Here is a 20,922-nt window from a genome sequence, read left to right on the forward strand (position 1 = left end):
AACGGCCATCGGCGTTCAGGCTATCGAGCATCACAGATGCAAGGTTCGCTTCTACTCGACGGTGGAACTCGTCAACGCGCTGGAACAGGAAAAGACGCTCGGAAAAGCCGGGAAAATGGCCGAGATGCTCACCAAGGTCGACTTGGTCATCCTCGACGAGCTGGGATACCTGCCGTTCAGTTCATCAGGCGGCGCGCTTCTGTTCCACCTCCTGAGCAAACTCTACGAGCGTACCAGCGTAATCATCACCACAAACCTCAGCTTCTCGGAATGGGCGCAGGTCTTCGGGGATGCAAAGATGACAACCGCGCTCCTGGACCGGCTCACTCACCGCTGCCACATCCTGGAAACCGGCAACGACAGCTACCGCTTCAAAGCCAGTTCCGAAGCCGCCAAGAAAACAAGAAAGGAGACGCCGGCATTGACCACAACATGACCGCCGAGGAATAAACAAGGGTGGGTCAAATCTCGGTGAAAAAACCGGGTCACTTCTCAGCAGAAATCAACATCTTGGGCATACTTGCTGCGCTGGTGGGGGCAGGGCCGGTGACGCAGACCCTTGCCTTCGTCTATGCCGGCTTGGCGGTGATGCCGCTGGCCATGCATCTGGCCATCGCCGCGGGCGCGCCCCTTGGGCGCCTGACGGTGGGCGGGCGCTTTCCCGGGTGCTTGCCGCCGTTCTGGCGGGCAATGGCCCTTGTTCAAGGGGCGCTGCTGGCAACGATGGCCGGGGCGGTGCTTGCCCGGGCCGGGATCGGGACCACGGCGCTGGCACCGCTGTTCTGGCCTGCTGTGGGGCTCTCCATCGCGTCGCTGGCCGCCAATGCGGCCAGCCCGTCGCGTCCGGGGCGCCTGCTTTGGACGCCAGTCCTTTTTCTCATGGCCGCCGCCGCGCTTGGCGTCGGTTTTTCCTGAATACCGGAGAGGATCCATGAACGTTCTCGTTGCCGGCGCGACCGGCTATCTCGGGCGCTTTCTATGCGCCGAATACGCGCGTCGCGGACATCATGTCACTGCCCTGGTCCGTGACACGACCCGGGCCGAGGGGCTTGCCGATTTGCTGGTCGAGGCCGAGGCCACCCGGCCCGAAACGCTCAAGGGAGTCATGGATGGAATCGACCTCGTCGTCTCGTCGCTGGGGGTCACCCGGCAGACCGACGGACTGGGGTACCGGGAGGTCGATTACCAGGCGAACCTGAACCTGCTGCGCGAAGCGGAAACGGCGGGCGTCGGACGTTTCGCCTATGTCCATGTTCTGAATGCCGAGTCGATGGCAGGGGTGCCGCTTGTCGATGCCAAGACCGCCTTTGTCGATGCGCTCCATTCATCCGATATCCCCGCGACAGTGATCGCGCCAACCGGCTACTTCTCGGACATGGGCGAAATTTTCGCGATGGCCCGCACCGGGCGCGTCTGGCTTTTCGGAGACGGAACGCATCGCCTGAATCCCATTCATGGTGCCGACCTGGCAGTGGCCGTCGCCGATGAAACAGACGCCGGGCGGGGCTGGGCCGAGATCGGCGGGCCTGACGTGATGACCCAGGACGAGATCGCCCGCGCCGCCTTTGCCGCGCATGGAACTCCGCCGCGCATCACCCACCTGCCGGACGCGCTGCGGCGCGCCGCGCTCGCTGCCCTGCCGATCCTGCCGCGCCGTGTGAGCGGCCCCGCGCGGTTCTTCTTGACCGCGCTCGGAATGGATATGGTCGCGCCCCGGTTCGGGACGCGGCGCCTCACCGACCACTTCGCAAGCCTCGCCGCCGGGTCGGAACAACACCGCAAAGGACCCCGCTGATGACCCTTCGCAACGCCGGCGGCCTCGCTGCCCTGATCTGTGCGGCAACCTACCTCCTGGGCTTCGCTCTTCTCGTCACCGTGTTCGCCCCGCTGGGCTTTGGCACAGATGAGATCGACGCCGCCGCCGTCGCGGGTTTCATCGCCGAGCGCCCGGGCGTCCTGATCGCCTGGAACACGCTGATCTACGTCGTCAACGCGCTGGCGCTCGCCGTGCTCGTCGTTGCGCTCCGCCAGCAGATCGCTGTCTCGCGGCCCGATTCCGCCGCCCTGACTGGGGCGATGGGCCTGATCTGGGCCACCCTCGTCCTCGGCGCCGGGATGATCGCCAATGTCGCCGCTGAACGGGCCCACGTTCTTGCCGCCGATCCGGAGGCGGCGGCCGCCCTGTGGCAGGTGCTGCACGCGGTCGAACTGGGCCTTGGCGGGGGAAACGAGATCGCTGGCGGGGCATGGTTTCTCGCGGTCAGCCTCGCCGCGCGCGCAAGCGGGGTCTTGGGCAGGCTCACCGCAGGGCTTGGCGGACTCGCCGGCGCGGCCGGGCTCCTCACGGTCGTTCCTCCGATTGGAGAGCTTGCCGGGGCCGCCTTCGGCCTCGGTGCCATCGTTTGGTTCGTCGTTGCCGGCTTCGCGCTTCTGCAGGGCGATGCTGAACGAAGTCACGGGGCTGTCTGCGGGTGCGGTTAGCCTTGTGTTGTTGCTTTACGGTGCATCTGTCGCCATGGGTAACATCGCAGGCGGTAAACTGGCCGACCGCATCGGTGCAGTGGCGTCCTTGACCGTGATCTTTGCTGGCCTTGCCAAATCACTGCTCGCACTCGGTGCGCTCCTCTCAAACCCGATTGCAGCCATCGCGGTTGCGGCCTTCTGGGGCGGTATTGCCTTCGCCAACGTGCCGCCGCTGCAGTCCTACGTTATGCAAATCGCACGCGAAGTTTCACCGGGTGCGGTTGATGTGGCCTCTGGTTTGAACATCGGTGCGTTCAACCTTGGCATTGCCGGCAGTGCATGGGCCGGGGGGCTTGTGGTGGAAGGCATCGGCCTTGCCGCTGCACCCTACATCGCTGCCGCAGTGGTGGGTGTCGGGATTGTTCTGGTGCGTCTGTCAGGCTGACTGAATGCGACGATACCCCAAGCCGCCGCTGCCGAATAGCCACAACAGTTGATTGCACATTCAACTCAGATCAAAAAAGTAAGTTTTTGTTAACCGTAATTTTCGCATGAAAGTCCTATCACCTCCACTTTGTGCACGGAGCGACCGTAGTGTCCCAACTCAAAAGAATTGTCCCTGCAAAGACATCTGCAACGGATGTGCTGCGCATGCCGGATTCTTTTCCGGGCATGTTTCACGTCACGGACATGGGCGGGTATATTTTGCAGGTCAGCGACGATTGGCTGGCTAAACTCGGCTATCGTCGCGAAGAGGTGATCGGCCGGAGAAGCGTGAACTTCTTAACTGATGACTGCGCCGCCGAGGCCTATGCCTGCACGTCCGCTCTGTTCGAAAACGGGCGGCTGGATGATTACGGCTGCGAATTCGTCGCAAAATGCGGCGCGGCCGTTTCATTTCGTGTGTCTGCGCAAACCATAATGGACAATGCGGGCCAGCCCGTGGGCGCCTTTGCAATACTCAAGTCGATTGAAGAGAAGAGTGACGTCGTCGACGACCTCCGCATCAAATCCTATCGCTTGCAATCCTGCCTCGAAGGCACGAACGCCGGCACCTGGGAGTGGAATGTTCAGACGGGCGAGACCCGCTTCAACGAAAGATGGGCAGAAATCGTGGGCTATCGATTGGAAGAACTGCGTCCGATCTCGATAGACACCTGGCTGACGCTCGCGCATCCCGACGATCTCGAGCGCTCAGGCGATGCTCTGCAGCGGCATTGGGACGGCGAGACGAATTACTACGACCTGGAAGCGCGGATGCGCCACCGAGATGGTCACTGGGTCTGGGTGCATGACCGGGGACGTGTTTTCACGTGGACGGAAGACGGGAAGCCCGAATGGATGTTCGGCACTCATTTCCCGCTCGACGAACAGCGCAAGCGGACCCGGAATACGGAACGCATGGAGCGCTTGATGAACCGCACGGGCCGTGCGGCCGGGGTCGGAGGCTGGGAACTCGACCTCGAGACGAACGAACTGATTTGGACCGAGGAGACGCGCCGCATTCACGGAGTTGGCAACGATTATGTCCCAGGATTAGAAAAGGCGATCGAATTCTACCCACCTGAAGCACAGGAGCCGCTCACACAGGCTGTCGAAAAGGCGTTGGAGGACGGTACACCTTGGGACTTGGAGCTTCCCTTTGTCCGAGCTTCGGGCGAGCGTATCTGGGTACGCGCCATCGGCGAGGTCGAGCTTCGCGAGGGCAAACCCCGCAGTCTTTTCGGTGCTTTCCAGGACATTACAAACCGCGTACGCAGGAACGGTGAACTCGTGGAGGCACGCGAGAAAGCGCAGGAGGCCCAAGAGCGTCTGTGTGCAGCCCTCGAAGCGGTGCCGGACGCCTTCGCTCTTTATGACGCCAACGACCGCGCGGTTATGTTCAACCAGAAATATCGCGATCTATACGCTTGCTCGTCAAGCGCGATCAATGTTGGCCAGACGTTCGAGAGCATCCTTCGGGAAGGGCTGCGCAACGGTCAATACCTTGAGGCGATAGGAAGGGAAGACGCCTGGCTGACGGAGCGACTCGAACGGCATCGAAACCCGTCTGCGCCGGTCGCCCAAGAATTGCCCGGAGACAAGCACGTCATGGTCCACGAGGCACGTTTGCCAAATGGAGATACCGTTGGATTCAGGATCGACGTGACGCAACTCAAGCGCCAGGAACGCGAACTGAAAAGGCGCGCTGACGCACTCGGACGCGCGGCGATCACGGATCCATTGACAGGGCTGCGCAACCGCCGTGGCCTTGACGAGTATATGCGCAACCTGGTTGGAGTTGAGGGTACATTCGGCTTTATCCATCTGGACCTCGACCGCTTCAAACCCATCAATGATGTCTTCGGCCATGCTGCCGGAGATTGTCTCTTGCGCCACGTGGCCGAGATCCTCTCGTCGAACGTGCGCCGGCGAGACTGTGTCGCAAGGGTCGGCGGTGACGAGTTCGTTCTTGTCCTTGAGGGCCCATGCACGGAAGCGCTTGCACGGGATGTAGCCGCTCGCATCATCGAACAATGCCAGGCTCCTTTGCCGTGGCAGGACAAGATGCTGCATTTCGGTGTAAGCGCAGGTATCGCTTCAGGAAGCGCTGATTGTTTACCGGCATGCCAGGACGACGCAGACATCGCACTTTATGAGGCCAAGCGGTTGGGACGCAATCGCTACCACTTTTTCGACGATACACTCAGGAAGCATGTCGAAGATCGCAAGATCCTATCGGACGATCTCCTGGTCGGGCTGGAACGAGGCGAGTTCCTTGCTCATTATCAGCCGCAAGTCTGCGCTCAAAGTGGTGCCATCATCGGGGTCGAAGCCTTGGCGCGGTGGGAGCACCCGACACGCGGCCTTCTTTATCCGAAAGATTTCCTCGGTATCGCCGAGGACTTAAGTCTCATCAGCTGCATTGATCGAACGGTTTACCTACACGCAATCGAAACGGGCCGCATGTTCAGCGAAACAGAGAATCCATTGTCACAGGTGTCCGTGAACGTCAGCCTGAAGAGGCTCGCCGACGCAACCGACCTTCCATGGTTGGAAAGTTCCGAAAGCTTGCCCTTCCGCATCAACATCGAGATTCTCGAGACCCTGGATGTTGACAGGGATTTCGAGAGTGTCTCGGAACTGGTTGCGCATCTGCGCGAGAAGGACATTGCCCTTGAGATCGATGATTTCGGAAGCGGGAGGGCGTCACTCACGTCTCTGCTGAAATTCAAACCGGAGCGCGTCAAATTGGCCGGCGAAATTACCCGGGCTGCGGTACAGGAAAGCACGGGAGCCCATGCTATGGTGCAAGCCATCGGCGACATGTGTCGTAGGCTGAATATTTCGATGACCGCCGAGGGTTTGGAAACCCAGGAGCAGGCGGACCTAATGCGCGCTTTGGGTTGCGACATCTGGCAAGGCTACCATTTTGGCCGCCCCATGGCGCGAGACAAACTCGCAGCTTGGATGAAATCCGCATAGCGTAGTTCTGGAAAACGATGCTGCCGTCCGGATGCTCCACGGCCGAGGACGGATCCCCGACTTGCTCCGGAGTGACATGAACGGCCCAAAGCCGCCGATCGCAGGTCGGCCTGACGCTTCAGCGCAGCTTTCCCGAAGCGGACATTTGCGTTGACGACCTCTCTGAACAGAAGGATGATACCTCACAGCCGTTTCTTACCGGATAAGTGATGACTTCTAAATATCAAATGATCGTGCGGGAATTGATCAACGAAAGACAGTTTTCGAAACTTGAATTTGATGATGCTCTCCATTTTTTTTGTCAAGAAATTGGGAAGGCGCTTTCGGTCGGGCGGGTCGGAATTTGGAAGCTGAACCCTGATCAAACCGAAATTCAAGCAATATCGCTATGGAATTCTGTAGACGGAAAAATTCAGGCGGATAACCTGCTCACCCAAGATCAGGCCAAGCGATACTTTGAAGTTATCAAAACCAACTCCCTGCTCAGCTTTGATGACGCCATTAACGACCCTCGATGCTCCGAACTTGCGCATGTCTATCTTCTTGAAAATGGCATTTCGTCAATGTTGGACTGCCCGATCCATATCATAGGAAAGATGGTCGGGATATTGTGCATTGAGCACACTGGCCCCAAAAGAGTTTGGACGGATGATGAGAAAGACTTCGCCATTACGCTTGCCAGCTTGATATCGCTTACATTTGAAAATCAGGAACGGATTGAAGTTGAAGAAATTGCAATGAGGCAAACTGAGCGTCTCAAGTTTTACGCAAATCTTGCAACGGATTGGCAGTGGGAAACCGACGCCAACCACAAACTCATAAATGTTGTTGGAACAGAGTCCTTTGCTGGTCGAAGAGTGGAAGACGTTTTGGGCCGCGCACTTTGGGACGTGGAAAACCTTGATCCAACGAGCGGAACATGGACAACGGTTCAGTCACTTTTTGCCAAAAAATCGGCGTTGAACGATTTTGTTGTTTCAGCGGTGTCACCGTCTGGTGAGGTGTTTTACGGGGAGCTTTCGGGCCGCGCCAGATTTGACAAAAAAGGCGAATTTTTAGGGTACTGGGGCGCCGCTAAAAACATCACCGAAAAATACGAGTCAGAGAGAGCATTGCGATCCAGTGAGAAAAAGTATCGGGACGCAGTTAGACTGGCAAACGTGGGCGCATGGGTTTGGGACGAGATAGAGGGCAGAATCACCTATTGCTCTGACGAGCTCGCAGAAATTTACGGCGTCAGTTCAGAGGAGCTCATTGCCCGAACAGTTGCCTCAAAAATACCGTCGGATGCTGTTTTGGAGAAAGGTGCGGCCCCCTATAAAAAAGATCTTAGCTGGGTTCATTGCGATGACCGCGAGACCTATCGTCGTGTGATAGAAAAAGCACATCGTGATAAGTCAGGTTACGAAGTCGTGACTCGCATTGTTCGAGACGACGGGTCAATCCGCACCATCCATGAATTGTGCGGACCGGTATTCGACGGAAATGGTCAGTTTGTGGCAACTACAGGAGTCTTGCTCGATATCACAGACCAAGAATCTCAAAAAGAACAGCTGAGACAAAGCCGCGAACAACTTTCAAATTTGATGGATAACATCCCCGGTGCGCTATATCGAGTGAAAAACGACGCCGATAGGACCCCAGTCTATACGAGCGCTGGTTTTTCTCAACTGTTTGGCGTCACAAAAGAAGAAGGTGAAACAAACGCATCTGACGGATTTTCATATCATCGCGTTTTGAAAGAACGAGACCTCAGAATGATAGAGGCGGCTGTTCTTAGAGCAATAGAGGATGAAGGCAGCTACGAATTCGAGTACCCCGTGTATCGCGAGGAATCTCAGCCCCCAATTTGGCTCTTTGAGCGTGGAAGGCCAGTAAAGACGCCGGCAGGTGATATAGAATTAGAGGGCGTAATTATTGAAGTTACTGACAAACACGAGGCTCAAGAAGCACTTGTTCGCAGCCAGAGGTTAGAAGCTGTAGGCCATTTGACCGGTGGCATTGCCCATGACTTCAACAACCTATTGGCCGTGATTTTAGGGAATCTGGAACTTCTGCAACTTGAAGCAAGCGAGTTGATGCCGACTGAATATATTGACACTGCAATATCGGCCACTTTGCGCGGAGCCGACTTGACGAAGAGTCTATTAAGTTTCGCACGGAAAGCGAGTTTAAATCCGTCACGTTTCAACATCAATACGTCTATTGTCGGCGTTCAGAACTGGATCAACAGAACTCTCCCCGAGAACATATCAATACGCACCAAGCTAAACTCCACATTGTGGGAAATAGATGTTGACCACAGTTTGACCGAGAGTTTGATATTGAATCTCATTCTGAACGCACGCGATGCAATGCCCGAAGGCGGAAAGTTAACGGTCGAGACATCAAACGAAATTATTGATTATGATATTGAAGATGCGGCAAGGGAAACGCTGGGGCGCGGAAGATATGTTGTCTTAACTGTGACGGACACTGGCCACGGCATACCAAAAGATGTTCTCGACCAGATATTTGAACCGTTTTTCACTACAAAAGCTCCGGGCAAAGGGTCGGGGCTTGGCCTATCCATGGTGCACGGCTTCATTAAGCAATCTGGAGGAACCGTTCAAGTGCACTCAGAGGCAAACGTCGGAACAACATTCAAGATATACTTTTGCGCGGCAGATGATGGGTTGAGCTCAGAACTCCCAGTCGAAACCAACGCTGCCGCTGAATTGATGAGTATGAAGCTTAGGATACTCCTTGCAGAAGATGAAATTGAAGTGGCGAAAATACTTGCCAAGACATTGGAAAAGTTCGGATGTTCAGTTGTTACAGCTGCGAGTGGGGATGAGGCACTTTCTCTCTTTCAAGCCAATCCAACTTACGATCTTTTACTTACGGACATAGTTATGCCAGGGGAATTGATGGGGACTCATTTAGCCAAATCCGTTCGCGAAATTCGTGAGGACTTTCCTGTCATATTCATGTCGGGTTACGCGGATGAAGCATTGGTTCATGGCAATGGGTTGATTTCGGAGGACATACGGTTGAGCAAGCCGGTTAGTCAAATTGATTTGATGGAGGCGGTCCGCCTGGCCATGGCGTCTGAATTTTCTGGTAACGCGAATTAGGCGAATATAGGCAAGTGCTCCGGTGCTTTCAGTAAAGTATTCGAATCAACTGTTATATTGGAAGTAGCGATAAACTGTATTTGGCGAATTGAAGCGAGCCTTGGATATTTCTTCTGGCGTTGATGACAACTATATTTGGCAGAGCAGCGAATGACTGATTTCCTGAAGGTTTTTCGATGCGGGCTGTGGTGCGAGGTGGGCGGCCGGGAGGTGGCAGCCCGCGTTGACAAACCTCGGAAGGAGGAAGCCGCGGGGGTCTTGGATCAGGCTATGGGGAAAGTGTTCGGACGATCGGGGCGGCGGCTGCATCCATGCTGCGGCTGATGGCGCACCGGACGCCTGATACGACCGTAAACCCAGCCGGTGATCCCGACAAGGCGGTGCGTTTCGGAGTTGTCGCCGCCTTTTGCCGCGCTGGAAAGGAACGAGGACACGCAGTTCGGACCGGGTCTGCGGATTGTAGCCGGTGCTGTTTCGTGACGGATGACGGGCGATATGTCATGCTGCCTGCTCCCTCGGTGGGGCATGCGACATCGGTTTCTGCCCGCGCCGAAAGATCTCGATGATGCGCATCGGGCCGCCACAGCAGGGGCATGGCTCGCGCAAGGTGAGCGGGGCGGCCTCCGCCTCGGCACTTGGCGCAACGGGGTCTGGACTTGCCCCGAAAAAGTGGAGAGCACCAACTGAGGAACCAGGAGGTGTTCTATGGGAAACGGGAACAGACCGACGCCGGAGTTTCGGCGTGAAGCAGTGCGGCTGGCGCTGACCAGCGGTCGGACGCGGCGAGAGATCGCGGAAGATCTCGGGATTGGGCTTTCGACGTTGACGCGATGGCTCAGTCGAGAGCGGGATGCCAGTGAGCCGGTGGAGGCGTCGGTTGACCTGCACGCCGAGCTGAAGCGGTTGCGACGCGAGAACGCCGTGCTGAAGCAGGAGCGTGATATCTTAAAAAAAGCCGCAGCCTTCTTCGCGAAAGACGCAAGTCGATGAGTTTCAGCTTTATCGAGGCGGAGAAGGCCAGCTTCCCAATCACCCGCATGTGTCAGGTTCTGGATGTCAGCCAGAGCGGGTTCTTTGCCTGGCGCGATCGGCCTGCCTGCCAGCGTCAGAAGCAGGACATGGTTCAACTCGCCCAGCCGAAACCAAACCGTGCGCTCGGTCGCCTCAAAGTGCAACCGTGCTCTTCTGCTTCGCTGTTGCTGGTAACTGACACCGACCCTGACACAAATCATGTCTCAAATCTTTTTCGCAGCTTGACAATCAAACCCATATTGCTGATTTTTCTAAGTGCATGATAGTAAACGCAAAATCCTACCACCCCAGCCAAATGCCGAAATTATCCAATGAAAACAAAGGCCCTGAGGGGCCGGATTGCGGATGTGCCACACCACCTTCGGGTGCTGTAACACATTCTGTAACACATCCTGTATCACACAGACCCCGCCGCCGCTTCGATTCCTCCCGTTCAGGCCGCGGCATCCCCATGCCCTACCTGATGCGTAGGGGGCGCTTCTTCTACTTTCGCAAACGTCTGCTCCGGGCTGTGTCAGAACCCGGATCAAACCTTTTTCTCTGTCTTTCCCTGCAAACCGACCTCCTCCTCGTCGCCGTGAGACGCGCCTCTGCGCTTATCGCGGCTCTTGAAGAGCGAGTAACAAGAATGATCAGAGAATCAGGGACTTCGAATTTCTGTCCGGAAATGGGCAAAACCATCCTGCAGGAATTTCTGCGAGCGGAAATGGCCCGCCTGCTCGAGTTCGAAGCGCGGATATCGGACCAGACCGAGGACAGTTTGGAAGCGCGTGTCCGGGAGCGTGAAGAAGAGACGCGGCAGTTGCACGCCGCTGCGCGAAAGGCCGACTGGTCAACCGTTCGAGAGCCCTTGGGCAACGCAGCAAAGGCCATGCAGATCGAACCTGCCGAGCTGACGGTCTCTTGCCTCCTCGGGACGCCTCTTGGCCTCCGTAGCTCTGGCCGCCGAAATGAGAACTTGGAGCGGCGCAATCTCTCGACTGATACAGTGCTCCGTGATCACCGCTGTTATTAAGCCAGCCCGACCGCAGCCTTTAGATCCGCCAGCAATTCAGAGCGTATGCGCGCCGCAGTCTCTCCGGTCGACCGAAGCACATAGCTCGGATGCCAGGTCAACATGACCGCGCCTCCGTCCAGCCCGGTTTCCACCGTGCCGCGCCGCGCGCCGAGGGGAGAGGCATCGCCGGTCAACGCATAGGCTGCAGAGGTACCCAGCGCCACGGTCACTCTTGGCTGCACAAACCGTCGTTCAAGGTCGAGCCACCAGCGACAATGGTCAATCTCGTGCCGATCTGGCAACTGGTGCAGCCGCCGTTTGCCGCGCGGCTGGAACTTGAAGTGCTTGACCGCATTTGTTTTCCACACAGGCCCGGTGCCAGCTTCGGCCATGACAGACGTCAGGATCTGTCCGGCGGGGCCGACGAAGGGCCGCCCGGCAAGATCTTCGGCATCGCCCGGCTGTTCTCCGACGATCATCAGCGGCGCGGCAGGATCGCCGTCACCCCAAACGGTCTGCGTTGCCGGTTCACACAATGAACAGCGCCGACATGCCGATGCCGCCTGCCTTGCCGCGCTCATGTCGCCCGGCATCCCCGCCGGTTCGGACTGCGGCAGCCTGTCGAGAATGCGCACCGCGCGCGCAGGCCTCTCGTTCGGCATGGCTGCGCGCATCGCGTCGATGCGCGCTTCTGCACACGCCAGCATTTCCGGAATAAGCCGGGTTTCGGGCAGGTTCTTCCAGTATTTGACCGGCATCTCCGACCGCATGGCCTTCAGATGCAGGCGCGCCGGGTTGAAAATGTTGGCGAAATAGGTGCCCCAGAGCGCTTGGGACGCATCTTCGGGCAGATCGGGGTGTGGAGCGGTGGGATGGAACGAAAGCGCGCCGTTCTCGAACCTGGCCACCCCTTGCGGGGTCGCGATGGTCCAGTCCATGTCGGCAAACCGACGGGCGAAAAACGGCGTCGCGGCTTCGAGGATCAGGTGGTCGGGCTCGAACCATGCACCAAAGCGACGGCGCGGGCCCTCCTCCGGCAATTCGTGGAACCGGACGAAGGCATGCATCTTGTGGATGTCGCGTTTGACCGCCTTTTGCAGCTGCGCCAGGCGCCGTGTGAGCGGATCGGCGGGATTGCTGAGGGCGCGCGGTGCGCTCTGGTGTCGGTGCAGCGCTTGGTAAGCCAGGGCCGGTGCCTCCGGATCGGCATGGCACAAAACCGATTTCGCCGTCGCGATCAATGGCTTCGTCGCGGTGACCTCTGACGGGCCCTCTGCCTCTGGCGGCGGTGCGGCGGCGAAAAGGTCGGTCTCACCGCCGCGATCCCACACAATCCGGTCGGGCGGGACATCGTGGCTCGCCAGCCGCCGGGCAGCGGCGCGCCAGGTTTCGAAAAACCCCTGTTCCGGCAGGGTGACCCGGTACATCAGAACAGGCTGAGTTGCTGCGGCGGCGCGGTGAAGCGCGCGCGCAGGTTGTCCGTGTCGGTCAAGGTGCCCGGTGACCAGTCCGGCATCGTCACGAAGGGCTTTGCCACGCCCATCCGCGCGCCGATCCGGATCAGATCGCCATAGCGCAACGCGCCTGAGCGCCGCGCCGCAAGGATGCGATCGACGGTACGGGTGCCAAAGCCGGGAACACGCAGCAGCATGGCGCGCTCCGCCCGGTTGACGTCCACCGGGAAATGCGCGCGGTTGGCGATCGCCCAAGCCAGTTTCGGATCGACCTCTAGGTCGAGGTCGCCACTGGGCGCCGCGCCGGTGATCTCTTCGACATCGAAACCGTAGAACCGCATTAGCCAGTCCGCTTGATAGAGGCGATGCTCGCGCAGGAGCGGGGGCTTGATCAGCGGCAGCGCGGCAGAGGCGTCGGGGATCGGCGAAAAGGCGGAGTAGTAGACACGTTTCAACCGGTACCCCGTGTAAAGCCGGGACGCCGTCGTCAGGATGTCACGGTCATTGGCGGCATCCGCGCCAACGATCATCTGCGTCGATTGCCCAGCGGGCGCGAACCGGGCCGGGCGTTTGCCGGTATGGCTCCGTTCGCCGCTTTCCTGACGTTTCAGCCGAACAGCGGCCATCGCCGCACGGATCGTCTCGGGCTTTTTCTGCGGGGCAAGGCGGCGGGTGCTGGCATCGCGCGGCAGTTCGATGTTGACCGACAACCTGTCGGCATAAAGCCCGGCCGCATCGATCAGCTCTTGGCTCGCCTCGGGGATGGTCTTGAGATGGATGTAACCCTTGAAGCCGTGTTCTTCGCGCAAGAGGCGCGCGATCCGGACCATGTCGGCCATGGTGTCGTCCGGGCTGCGGATGATGCCCGAACTCAGGAACAGCCCCTCGATGTAGTTCCGCCGGTAGAATTCCAGCGTGAGATCGACGACCTCCTCAGGGCTGAACCGGGCCCGTTCGACGCCGCTGCTGACGCGGTTGATGCAATAGGCGCAATCGTAGATGCAGAAGTTGGTCATCAGGATCTTGAGCAGACTGACACAGCGCCCGTCCGGCGTGTAGGAGTGGCAGATTCCACTACCGCCCGCGCTGCCGATACCACCGTTCCGGGCATCTCGGCGCGTCGTCCCTGACGAGGCGCAGGAGGCGTCGTATTTGGCGGCATCCGCCAGAATGGCCAGTTTTTCGGAGACAGATTTGGGCATGGAACAAAAATAGAACATCATGCGCGCAGTGCAACAGGGTGCGAGAAGATTTTCGTTCACACGTCCGTGGGTTGGCAGTGTTTGAGGCCTTCCCGTCACCTGCGGTGAAACTGCGGCACCTGTGAAGCAACGCCTTCTTCGTGCGGCGGGCGGCGGGGAACCATTTCAACACGCGCGGGTTGTCGGCCGGAGCCCGAAGGAGCAGCACGATGTCCAAGATCGAAACGTTCAATCCCGCAACCGCCGAGAAACTCGCCGTCTACGAGACGATGAACGAAGCACAGGCTTTCGACGCCGTCGAGGCCTGCCACCAGGCGTTTCTTCAGTGGCGTGAGTTGTCTCACGCTGAGCGCGCCGGCTACCTGCGGAAAATGGCCGAAAAGCTCCGCGAGAACAGTGAGGAGTTGGCCGCGCTGATGACCCGCGAAATGGGCAAGCTTCTGTCAGCTGGCCGCGACGAGATCGAGCTGTGCGCGGCGATCTTCGAATATACCGCAGATCACGGTCCGGCACATCTTGCCGATGAAACACGTGACCTTGGCAACGGCGAAACCGGTCTTGTCACCTATCAGCCGATCGGGGTGATCTACTCGATCCAACCCTGGAACTTCCCCTTCTACCAACCTGTCCGGGTGCTGGCGGCTGCCTTGATGGCGGGCAACGGCTGCGTTCTGAAGCACGCCTCGATTTGCACCGGCAGCGCGTTGCGCCTGCAAGAGATCTGCCGCGAAGCGGGCCTTCCGGACGACATCTTCCGCGTATTGATGATCGACCATGACCTGTCGGACAAGATCATCGAAAACCCGCGCATCCGCGGCGTAACGATGACCGGCTCGGACGATGCAGGCCGTCATATCGGCGCAAAGGCCGCTGCCGCTCTCAAGAAGACGGTGCTCGAGCTTGGGTCGAACGACGCCTACCTGGTATTTGGCGACGCCGACATCGAAATGGCGGTCAAGTATTCCGTTCAGGGGCGGCTCTACAACAATGGCCAGACCTGTGTGAATGCCAAGCGCTTCATCGTGTCCGACAGTGTCTACGATGCCTTCGTCTCGGCCTTCGTGGACGCGATGTCGAACGTCGCGCTTGGCGATCCCAGGGACGAAAACACCGAACTTGGCCCTCTCAGCAGCCAGGCGCAGCTCGAAAAGGTCGTGGAGCAGGTCGCGGAAAGTGCCGCGAAAGGTGCCAAAATCCTCTGCGGCGGCCACGCGGCGGATCGCTCCGGGGCCTATTACCCCGCAACGGTCCTCGGCAATGTCACCCCGGGCATGCCGGCATACGACGATGAGATCTTTGGCCCCGTTGCGTCGGTCATTCGTGCCAAGGACGACGAGGACGCCATGAGGATCGCCAACGACAGCCGCTACGGTTTGGGGGGCGGTATTTTCTCGCGCGATGAGGCGCGCGCGGTCGAGCTGGCGCGCAAGCACTTCGACACCGGCATGGTGCGGATCAACGGCTTTGGCGCAGCCCACCCCAACATGCCTTTCGGCGGCGTCAAGGACTCGGGCTATGGCCGCGAGCACGGCGGCTTTGGCCTGCGCGAATTCGTCAATGCCAAGGCCGTGTTCCTGCCCTGAAGGCCACTGCGCCTAAAAGAGTGTCAGCAAAAAAACTTCACATCCCGCCACCCCCAGACGGAAACAGAAAGGAACCTTCATGTCCAGGAAACCGACCCTTACATCGACGTCCGGAAAGCCGTATCCCACCAATGAAACCTCCAAAACCGCGGGCGCGCGCGGTCCGGTCCTGTTGGAAGACCACTATCTCCTAGAGAAGCTGGCCCATCAAAACCGCGAACGCATCCCCGAGCGGGTGGTCCACGCCAAGGGCTGGGGTTTGCAGGGGCATTTCACCGTGACCCACGACATCACCCATTACACCTGCGCCAAGGTCTTTTCGGAGATCGGCAAGAAGACCGAGGTGCTGTCGCGCTGGTCGACGGTGGCCGGGGAAAGTGGCGCAGCAGACGCCGAACGCGATGTCCGGGGCTTTTCGCTGAAGTTCTACACCGAGGACGGCAACTGGGACATGGTGGGCAACAACACCCCCATCTTCTTCATTCGCGACGCGTTCAAGTTCCCCGATTTCATTCGCACGCAAAAACGGCACCCGAAGACCAACATGCGCTCGCCCGAGGCGATGTTCGACTTCTGGGCGGGCCAGCCCGAGAGCGTGCACCAAGTCACGATCCTGATGTCCGACCGGGGCATTCCGCGCTCGCCTGCCCACATGAACGGCTACGGCAGCCACACCTTCTCGATGTGGAACGCCAAAGGCGAACGCCACTGGGTGAAATTCCACTTCAAGACCCAGCAGGGTCACGAATGGCTGTCGGATGCCAAGGCTGCCGAGATCATCGGCAAGACCCGCGAGAGCTATCAGGAAGAACTGTGGAACATGATCGAGGCGGGCGACTTCCCGAAGTGGACGCTGTTTATCCAGGTCATGACCGAGGAGCAGGCGCTGAAGACCGAGTTCAACCCCTTCGACCTCACCAAGGTCTGGCCACACGACGACTACCCGCTGATCGAGGTGGGTGAACTGGTGATGGACACCTTCCCCGAAAACTATTTCCAGCTGGTCGAGAACGCGGCCTTCAGCCCCAACAACATCGTGCCCGGCATCGGTTTTTCGCCCGACAAGATGCTGCAGGCGCGGGTCTTCTCCTATGCCGATGCGCATCGCTACCGCCTTGGCACGCATTACGAAGCGCTGCCCGCGAACGCACCGAAGAACGCGAAGGTGAACCATTACCACAAGGACGGGGCGATGCGGTTCTTCACCAACGATTTCGGCAACCCGAACGCCTATTACGAGCCCAACCAGTACGATGGCCCGGTCGCGGACGAGAGCGTCGCCGAACCGCCGCTCCGGATCGACCCAGAGGCTGTGGCTGCGCGTTTCAAGCAGGAGGAAAGCGAGGTCGACTACGTCCAGCCGCGCGCGCTCTACAGCGAGGTGCTGAGTGACGAAGAACGCGCCCGCCTGCACAAGAATATGGCCGGCGGGATGGCGCCGGTGTCTGACGCCGTCAAGGAACGCTGGCTGGCGGTTCTGAAAAAGGTCCATCCGGATTACGAAGCGGGCGTACGTCGCGCGCTTGAAACCGGCAACCACGGCGAACCGTCGCTGCCGGTGACCGACGACACCCCGCTGGAGGTGGCGGAATAACCCGTCCGGCCCTTGCCCTACAGGCGATGGCATCGTGCCATCGCCTGTCAGTCGCGACGCATTGCCTTTCGGTCCTGCTGCTTGGCGCGTCGTTTCCCGCTGGCGTTCAGTTTGTCGCCGAGCGTGTGCGGCGTTCCGACAAACGGCCTGTAACCGAACCGAAAAGATAACGCGGTTAGTGCGCGCCTCCTCGGGGACTACTGGTCGCCTCAGGTATTCTGACCGCGGATTGTTTCACAAACCGCATCGGTCACCTCTTGGGTGGTTGCCTTGTCGCCGACATCCGGTTTGAGAAATCCGTCTGCGCAAACCTTTTCGACCGCGCGCATGAGGCGATCCGCGGCACCCGCTTCGCCCAGATGCTCGAGCATCTGGCTGGCGGTCTAAAAGGCGGCGACCGGGTTGGTGATGCCCTTGGCTGACGCCGCACCGCATGGGTCCGCGCCGGTTGTTCGACGCACTCGACAATGGAGCGGGCGTGGTGCTGCAACGTGTGGCGGTCTGCGCTTTGGCTAGCGTTATCGAAAGACCGGGCTGGAAAGCGGATTTGCCGCCGCTCTGCGGGGGGTCAGCCCCAGTCCGAACGGGAAATCTGCATCTTCTCGATGCGCGAAAAGAGGGTGGTTGGCTTGATCCCCAGCAGGACGGCGGCGCCGGAGGGGCCCGAGATCCGCCCGTTGGTTTCGCGCAAGGCGGCTATCAGGTTTGCGCGGGCAAGATCCTGCATCTGTGCCTCTGTCCTGAAGCTGATGTTCTGGGCCTGCTCCGGCGCGGCCCGGGCCATTTCGATCACCAGTTTCCGGTTCTGCGAAACGATGGCGGCGCGTTCCATCACGTTGTGCAACTCGCGCACATTGCCGGGCCAGTCATAGGACTGCAGTTGGTTGACCACGCCTTCGGTCAGCACCGGTTCAGGGCGGTTGAGGCGGCGGCAGGCGAGACGCAGCAGGTGTGCGGCCAGGAGGGGGATATCCTCTTGCCGGTCCCGCAGGGGCTGGCAACTGATTGGGAAGACGTTGAGGAACAGGTAGAGGTCTTCACGGATGCGCGACGATTTGCGGGCCTGCGTGTCCGACAGCGCGGTAGAGGCGATCACGCGGATATCCAGCGGCTTTTCCCGCGTGTCGCCCAGCCGGGTGACGGTGCGGTTTTGCAGCGCCGCCAGCAGCTTGCCCTGGATTTCGATGGGCAGTTCTTCGACATCGTCCAGAAACAGGGTGCCGCCGTGCGCCAGTTCCAACTTGCCCGCCTTGTCGCGGGTGGCGCCGTTGGGCGCGCCGCGCACGTGGCCGAAGAGTTCGGATTCCACCTCTTCGGGGACCAGCGAACTGCACTTGAAATGTATCAGCGGGCGACGGGCGCGAGGGCTGGCCTTGTGGATGGCGGCGGCGACCAGCGATTTGCCGGTGCCGGTTTCGCCGTGGATCAGGACGGTGGCCTCTGTCTCCGCTACAAGGTCAATGCGTTTGACCGTCTGGCGGATGGCAGGCGAGGTGCCGATGATGTCGTGATGCGCCCGTTCGGAAGAGATCGCCTCTTGCAGGTAAGCGTTTTCCTGTTCCAGCCGGTCGCGCAGCGCGGCGACCTCTGACAGGGCGTCGCGGAGTTTTCGTTCGTTTTCCTTGCGTTCGGTGATGTCGCGAAAAATCACCACCGCGCCCGCAAGGATCTGCTGATCATAGATCGGGGTCGAGACGTATTCGACGCGGATCGGGTGTCCATCCTTGCGCCAGAACACCTCATCCTCGATCCGGTTGACCTGTTCAAAGCGGAAGGACCGGTAGATCGGGCATTGCTGAGAGGGGTAGTGATCGCCGTTCAAGTGGTGGTGGTGGATCATCGAATGGATGTCCTTGCCCAGCAGGTCCTCGCTGGTCCAGCCCAACATGTCCTGCGCGGCGCGGTTGACGAAGGTGGTTTTGCCCTCGGCGTTGACGCCGTAGATGCCTTCGCCCGCGGCGTTCAGGATCAGTTGGTTCTGGCGTTCCAGCTCGGCAAAGAAGGTTTCCGTCCGTTTCCATTCGATCAACCCGGCGCGAAAGGTTTCGGCGGCGGCCGCCTCTTCGGCGCGGCGGTCCAGTGCCCGCAGGTCGGTCAGCGACAGCAGGACCCAGCCGGGCCGGTCGCGCAGGGGGCGGGCGTGGACTTCGCACCGCAGGTCGCGGCCGTCCTGCGCGTAGAACTGCACATCCCGGGTCCAGCTGGTGCCGCGATGTTCCATCTCTTCGAGAAAGACGACGAAATGCGACAGCGAGGATTGCAGGTAAGTGGAGAACCGTTTGGGCGTGGCATCGGGGCGGTCGCAGAACAGAGATGCGGCCTCTGCGTTCCAGTCGACGACGCGGTCACGCTGCGTATCAAGGATCAGCACGGGCTGCGGGATGGCGTGCAGAAGTGAATCGGTCTGGACATGATCAAGCGACATGGGGGGATCCTATCGCGGCAGCGCAGCGTCAGTTAACGAAAAATCGTAATTTACGATATATCGTAACAATTGAAGCATCAGTTAGAGCGTATGCATCTGAAATATATAAATTTTGTTGGAAGATTAAATTTTGAGCGCACGCTTTTTTCGGTGAATCATTGCGGTCATCCTTCTGTCAACGCTTCAGCACAGGAGGTCACCGTGACGATCAAGAGCCTTGGAAACCCGTATTCGGAAAAAACCGATCTGCGCCACGGCGCGGATTGTGGGTGTGACAACTGCCTGTCTGGCCACGGCCACGACAAAGGCCATGCCGAACCGGCGCGCATGTCCTCGGACGACATGCTGGAACGCGCGGTCGAAAGCGCGGTTGTCCGCTCTGTCTTTGGTCACAGCGATATCGGGAGGCGGTCCTTCATGGGGATGCTGGGCGGCGGCACGGTCGCTGCGGCGCTGGCGTCGGTGTTCCCTCTGAACGAGGCCAAGGCGGCCATCCTGGACACCCTTGGCACGCCGGAAAAGACCGACCTGAACATCGGTTTCGTGCCGATCACCTGTGCCACGCCGATCATCATGGCGCAGCCGATGGGGTTTTATGAAAAACACGGGCTGAACGCGCAGGTTATCAAGACCGCCGGCTGGGCCGTGGCGCGGGACAAGTCGCTGTCCGGTGAATATGACGCCAGCCACATGCTGACGCCGATGCCGCTGGCCATGACGCTGGGCGCGGGGTCGGTTGCCGAACCCTACATCATGCCCGCGGTCGAGAACATCAACGGTCAGGCCATCGTTCTGTCGAACGAACACCTGGACAAGCGTGACCCGGCCCAGTGGAAGGGTTTCACCTTTGGCGTGCCGTTCGAATATTCGATGCACAATTTCCTGCTGCGCTACTACGTGGCGGAATTCGGTCTGGACCCGGATGTGGACATCCAGATCCGCGTGGTGCCGCCGCCGGAGATGGTGGCCAACCTGCGCGCCGGGAACCTTGACGGCTACCTGTCGCCCGACCCGTTCAACCAGCGCGCGGTCTGGGAAGGTATCGGGTTCATTCACACGCTGACCAAGGACATCTGGGAGGGTCATCCCTGTTGCGCCTTCGCCGCGCCCCTGTCCTTTGCCGAGGAACTGCCCAACACCTATGGCGCGCTGCTGAAGTCGATCATCGACGCGACGCAATACGCCTCCGACCCCGCGAACCGCAAGGAAATCAGCGCGGCGATCGCGCCGACCAACTATCTCAACCAGCCGGTTCCGGTGATCGAACAGGTGCTGACCGGCACATATGCCGACGGTCTGGGCGAGGTGAAGAGGGTGCCCGACCGGATCGATTTCGACCCCTTCCCCTGGCATTCGATGGGCGTCTGGATCCTGACGCAGATGAAGCGTTGGGGCTATATCGAGAACGATATCGACTACAAGGCGGTGGCCGAGCAGGTCTATCTGGCCGCCGACGCCAAGAAGGTGATGAACGATCTGGGCTACGAGGCGCCCGACGTCACCTACAAGTCGCACACCATCATGGGCAAGACCTTCGACCCCGCCGAACCGCAGGCCTATGTCAAAAGCTTTGCCATCGGAAAGGGCTGAT

14 protein-coding genes and 2 pseudogenes are annotated in these 20,922 nt (G+C 59.5%); 12 read left to right on the top strand and 4 right to left on the bottom strand.

Going from position 1 to position 20,922, the window contains the following annotated elements; genetic code table 11:
* The 7 genes from ACTXGA_RS04985 to ACTXGA_RS05015 form a co-directional block, all read left to right on the top strand.
* Window positions 1-436 (top strand): ATP-binding protein (locus tag ACTXGA_RS04985; protein ID WP_443392036.1); only part of this gene is annotated, 436 nt, incomplete at its 5' end.
* Between the two features lie 74 nt (window positions 437-510).
* Window positions 511-915: a hypothetical protein gene (locus tag ACTXGA_RS04990; RefSeq protein ID WP_443392037.1), complete on the top strand. Its 405-nt coding sequence runs from the start codon at window positions 511-513 to the stop codon at window positions 913-915.
* Between the two features lie 16 nt (window positions 916-931).
* A complete protein-coding gene (locus ACTXGA_RS04995; protein ID WP_443392038.1) occupies window positions 932-1,795 on the top strand; it encodes an SDR family oxidoreductase in 864 nt (287 codons plus the stop codon).
* Window positions 1,795-2,481 carry a hypothetical protein gene (locus tag ACTXGA_RS05000; protein WP_443392039.1) on the top strand — a complete coding sequence of 229 codons (687 nt, stop codon included), beginning with the start codon at window positions 1,795-1,797 and terminating at the stop codon, window positions 2,479-2,481. Before ACTXGA_RS04995 ends, ACTXGA_RS05000 begins: the two co-directional genes overlap by 1 nt.
* Entirely contained in the window at window positions 2,441-2,908 is a 468-nt protein-coding gene (locus ACTXGA_RS05005; RefSeq protein ID WP_443392040.1) for an MFS transporter, read from the top strand. Before ACTXGA_RS05000 ends, ACTXGA_RS05005 begins: the two co-directional genes overlap by 41 nt.
* A gap of 149 nt (window positions 2,909-3,057) precedes the next feature.
* Entirely contained in the window at window positions 3,058-5,928 is a 2,871-nt protein-coding gene (locus ACTXGA_RS05010) for an EAL domain-containing protein (RefSeq protein ID WP_443392041.1), read from the top strand.
* A gap of 209 nt (window positions 5,929-6,137) precedes the next feature.
* The gene (locus ACTXGA_RS05015; protein ID WP_443392042.1) at window positions 6,138-9,044 is read left to right on the top strand and encodes a PAS domain S-box protein; all 2,907 of its coding nucleotides are present in this window, start codon (window positions 6,138-6,140) and stop codon (window positions 9,042-9,044) included.
* Between the two features lie 498 nt (window positions 9,045-9,542).
* Here ACTXGA_RS05015 and ACTXGA_RS05020 read toward each other — a convergent pair.
* Window positions 9,543-9,671, bottom strand: a pseudogene (locus ACTXGA_RS05020) (IS91 family transposase); the annotation flags it as partial.
* A gap of 78 nt (window positions 9,672-9,749) precedes the next feature.
* On the opposite strand from ACTXGA_RS05020, the pseudogene ACTXGA_RS05025 reads away from it, so the two are divergent.
* Window positions 9,750-10,177: pseudogene (locus ACTXGA_RS05025) on the top strand (transposase); the annotation flags it as partial.
* A gap of 350 nt (window positions 10,178-10,527) precedes the next feature.
* Window positions 10,528-11,091, top strand: a complete 564-nt coding sequence (locus ACTXGA_RS05030) for a hypothetical protein (protein WP_443392043.1) — start codon at window positions 10,528-10,530, stop codon at window positions 11,089-11,091.
* On the opposite strand, the gene ACTXGA_RS05035 is transcribed toward ACTXGA_RS05030, so the two are convergent.
* Both ACTXGA_RS05035 and ACTXGA_RS05040 read right to left on the bottom strand, forming a co-directional pair.
* Window positions 11,088-12,500, bottom strand: coding sequence for a UdgX family uracil-DNA binding protein (locus tag ACTXGA_RS05035; protein WP_443392044.1), 1,413 nt, complete (start codon window positions 12,498-12,500; stop codon window positions 11,088-11,090). The two genes, ACTXGA_RS05030 and ACTXGA_RS05035, sit on opposite strands and share 4 nt — an antisense overlap.
* The gene (locus tag ACTXGA_RS05040; protein ID WP_443392045.1) at window positions 12,500-13,750 is read right to left on the bottom strand and encodes a putative DNA modification/repair radical SAM protein; all 1,251 of its coding nucleotides are present in this window, start codon (window positions 13,748-13,750) and stop codon (window positions 12,500-12,502) included. Before ACTXGA_RS05040 ends, ACTXGA_RS05035 begins: the two co-directional genes overlap by 1 nt.
* A gap of 188 nt (window positions 13,751-13,938) precedes the next feature.
* Between ACTXGA_RS05040 and ACTXGA_RS05045 the strand changes: the two genes are divergently transcribed.
* Together ACTXGA_RS05045 and ACTXGA_RS05050 are read left to right on the top strand one after the other, a co-directional pair.
* A complete protein-coding gene (locus ACTXGA_RS05045; protein ID WP_443392046.1) occupies window positions 13,939-15,312 on the top strand; it encodes an NAD-dependent succinate-semialdehyde dehydrogenase in 1,374 nt (457 codons plus the stop codon).
* Between the two features lie 79 nt (window positions 15,313-15,391).
* On the top strand, window positions 15,392-16,906 hold the full coding sequence (locus ACTXGA_RS05050; RefSeq protein WP_443392047.1) for a catalase: 1,515 nt from the start codon (window positions 15,392-15,394) through the stop codon (window positions 16,904-16,906).
* Window positions 16,907-17,474: 568 nt separating this feature from the next.
* On the opposite strand, the gene ACTXGA_RS05055 is transcribed toward ACTXGA_RS05050, so the two are convergent.
* Complete coding sequence (locus ACTXGA_RS05055) at window positions 17,475-19,331, bottom strand: sigma 54-interacting transcriptional regulator (RefSeq protein ID WP_443392048.1); 1,857 nt, start codon at window positions 19,329-19,331, stop codon at window positions 17,475-17,477.
* A gap of 201 nt (window positions 19,332-19,532) precedes the next feature.
* Here ACTXGA_RS05055 and ACTXGA_RS05060 point away from each other — a divergent pair, with 201 nt between their 5' ends.
* Entirely contained in the window at window positions 19,533-20,921 is a 1,389-nt protein-coding gene (locus tag ACTXGA_RS05060) for a CmpA/NrtA family ABC transporter substrate-binding protein (RefSeq protein ID WP_443392049.1), read from the top strand.
* The last annotated feature ends 1 nt before the right edge of the window (window position 20,922 follow it).

Origin of the sequence: Antarctobacter jejuensis (assembly GCF_052266595.1) — a bacterium.
Taxonomy (GTDB): Bacteria; Pseudomonadota; Alphaproteobacteria; order Rhodobacterales; family Rhodobacteraceae; genus Antarctobacter; species Antarctobacter jejuensis.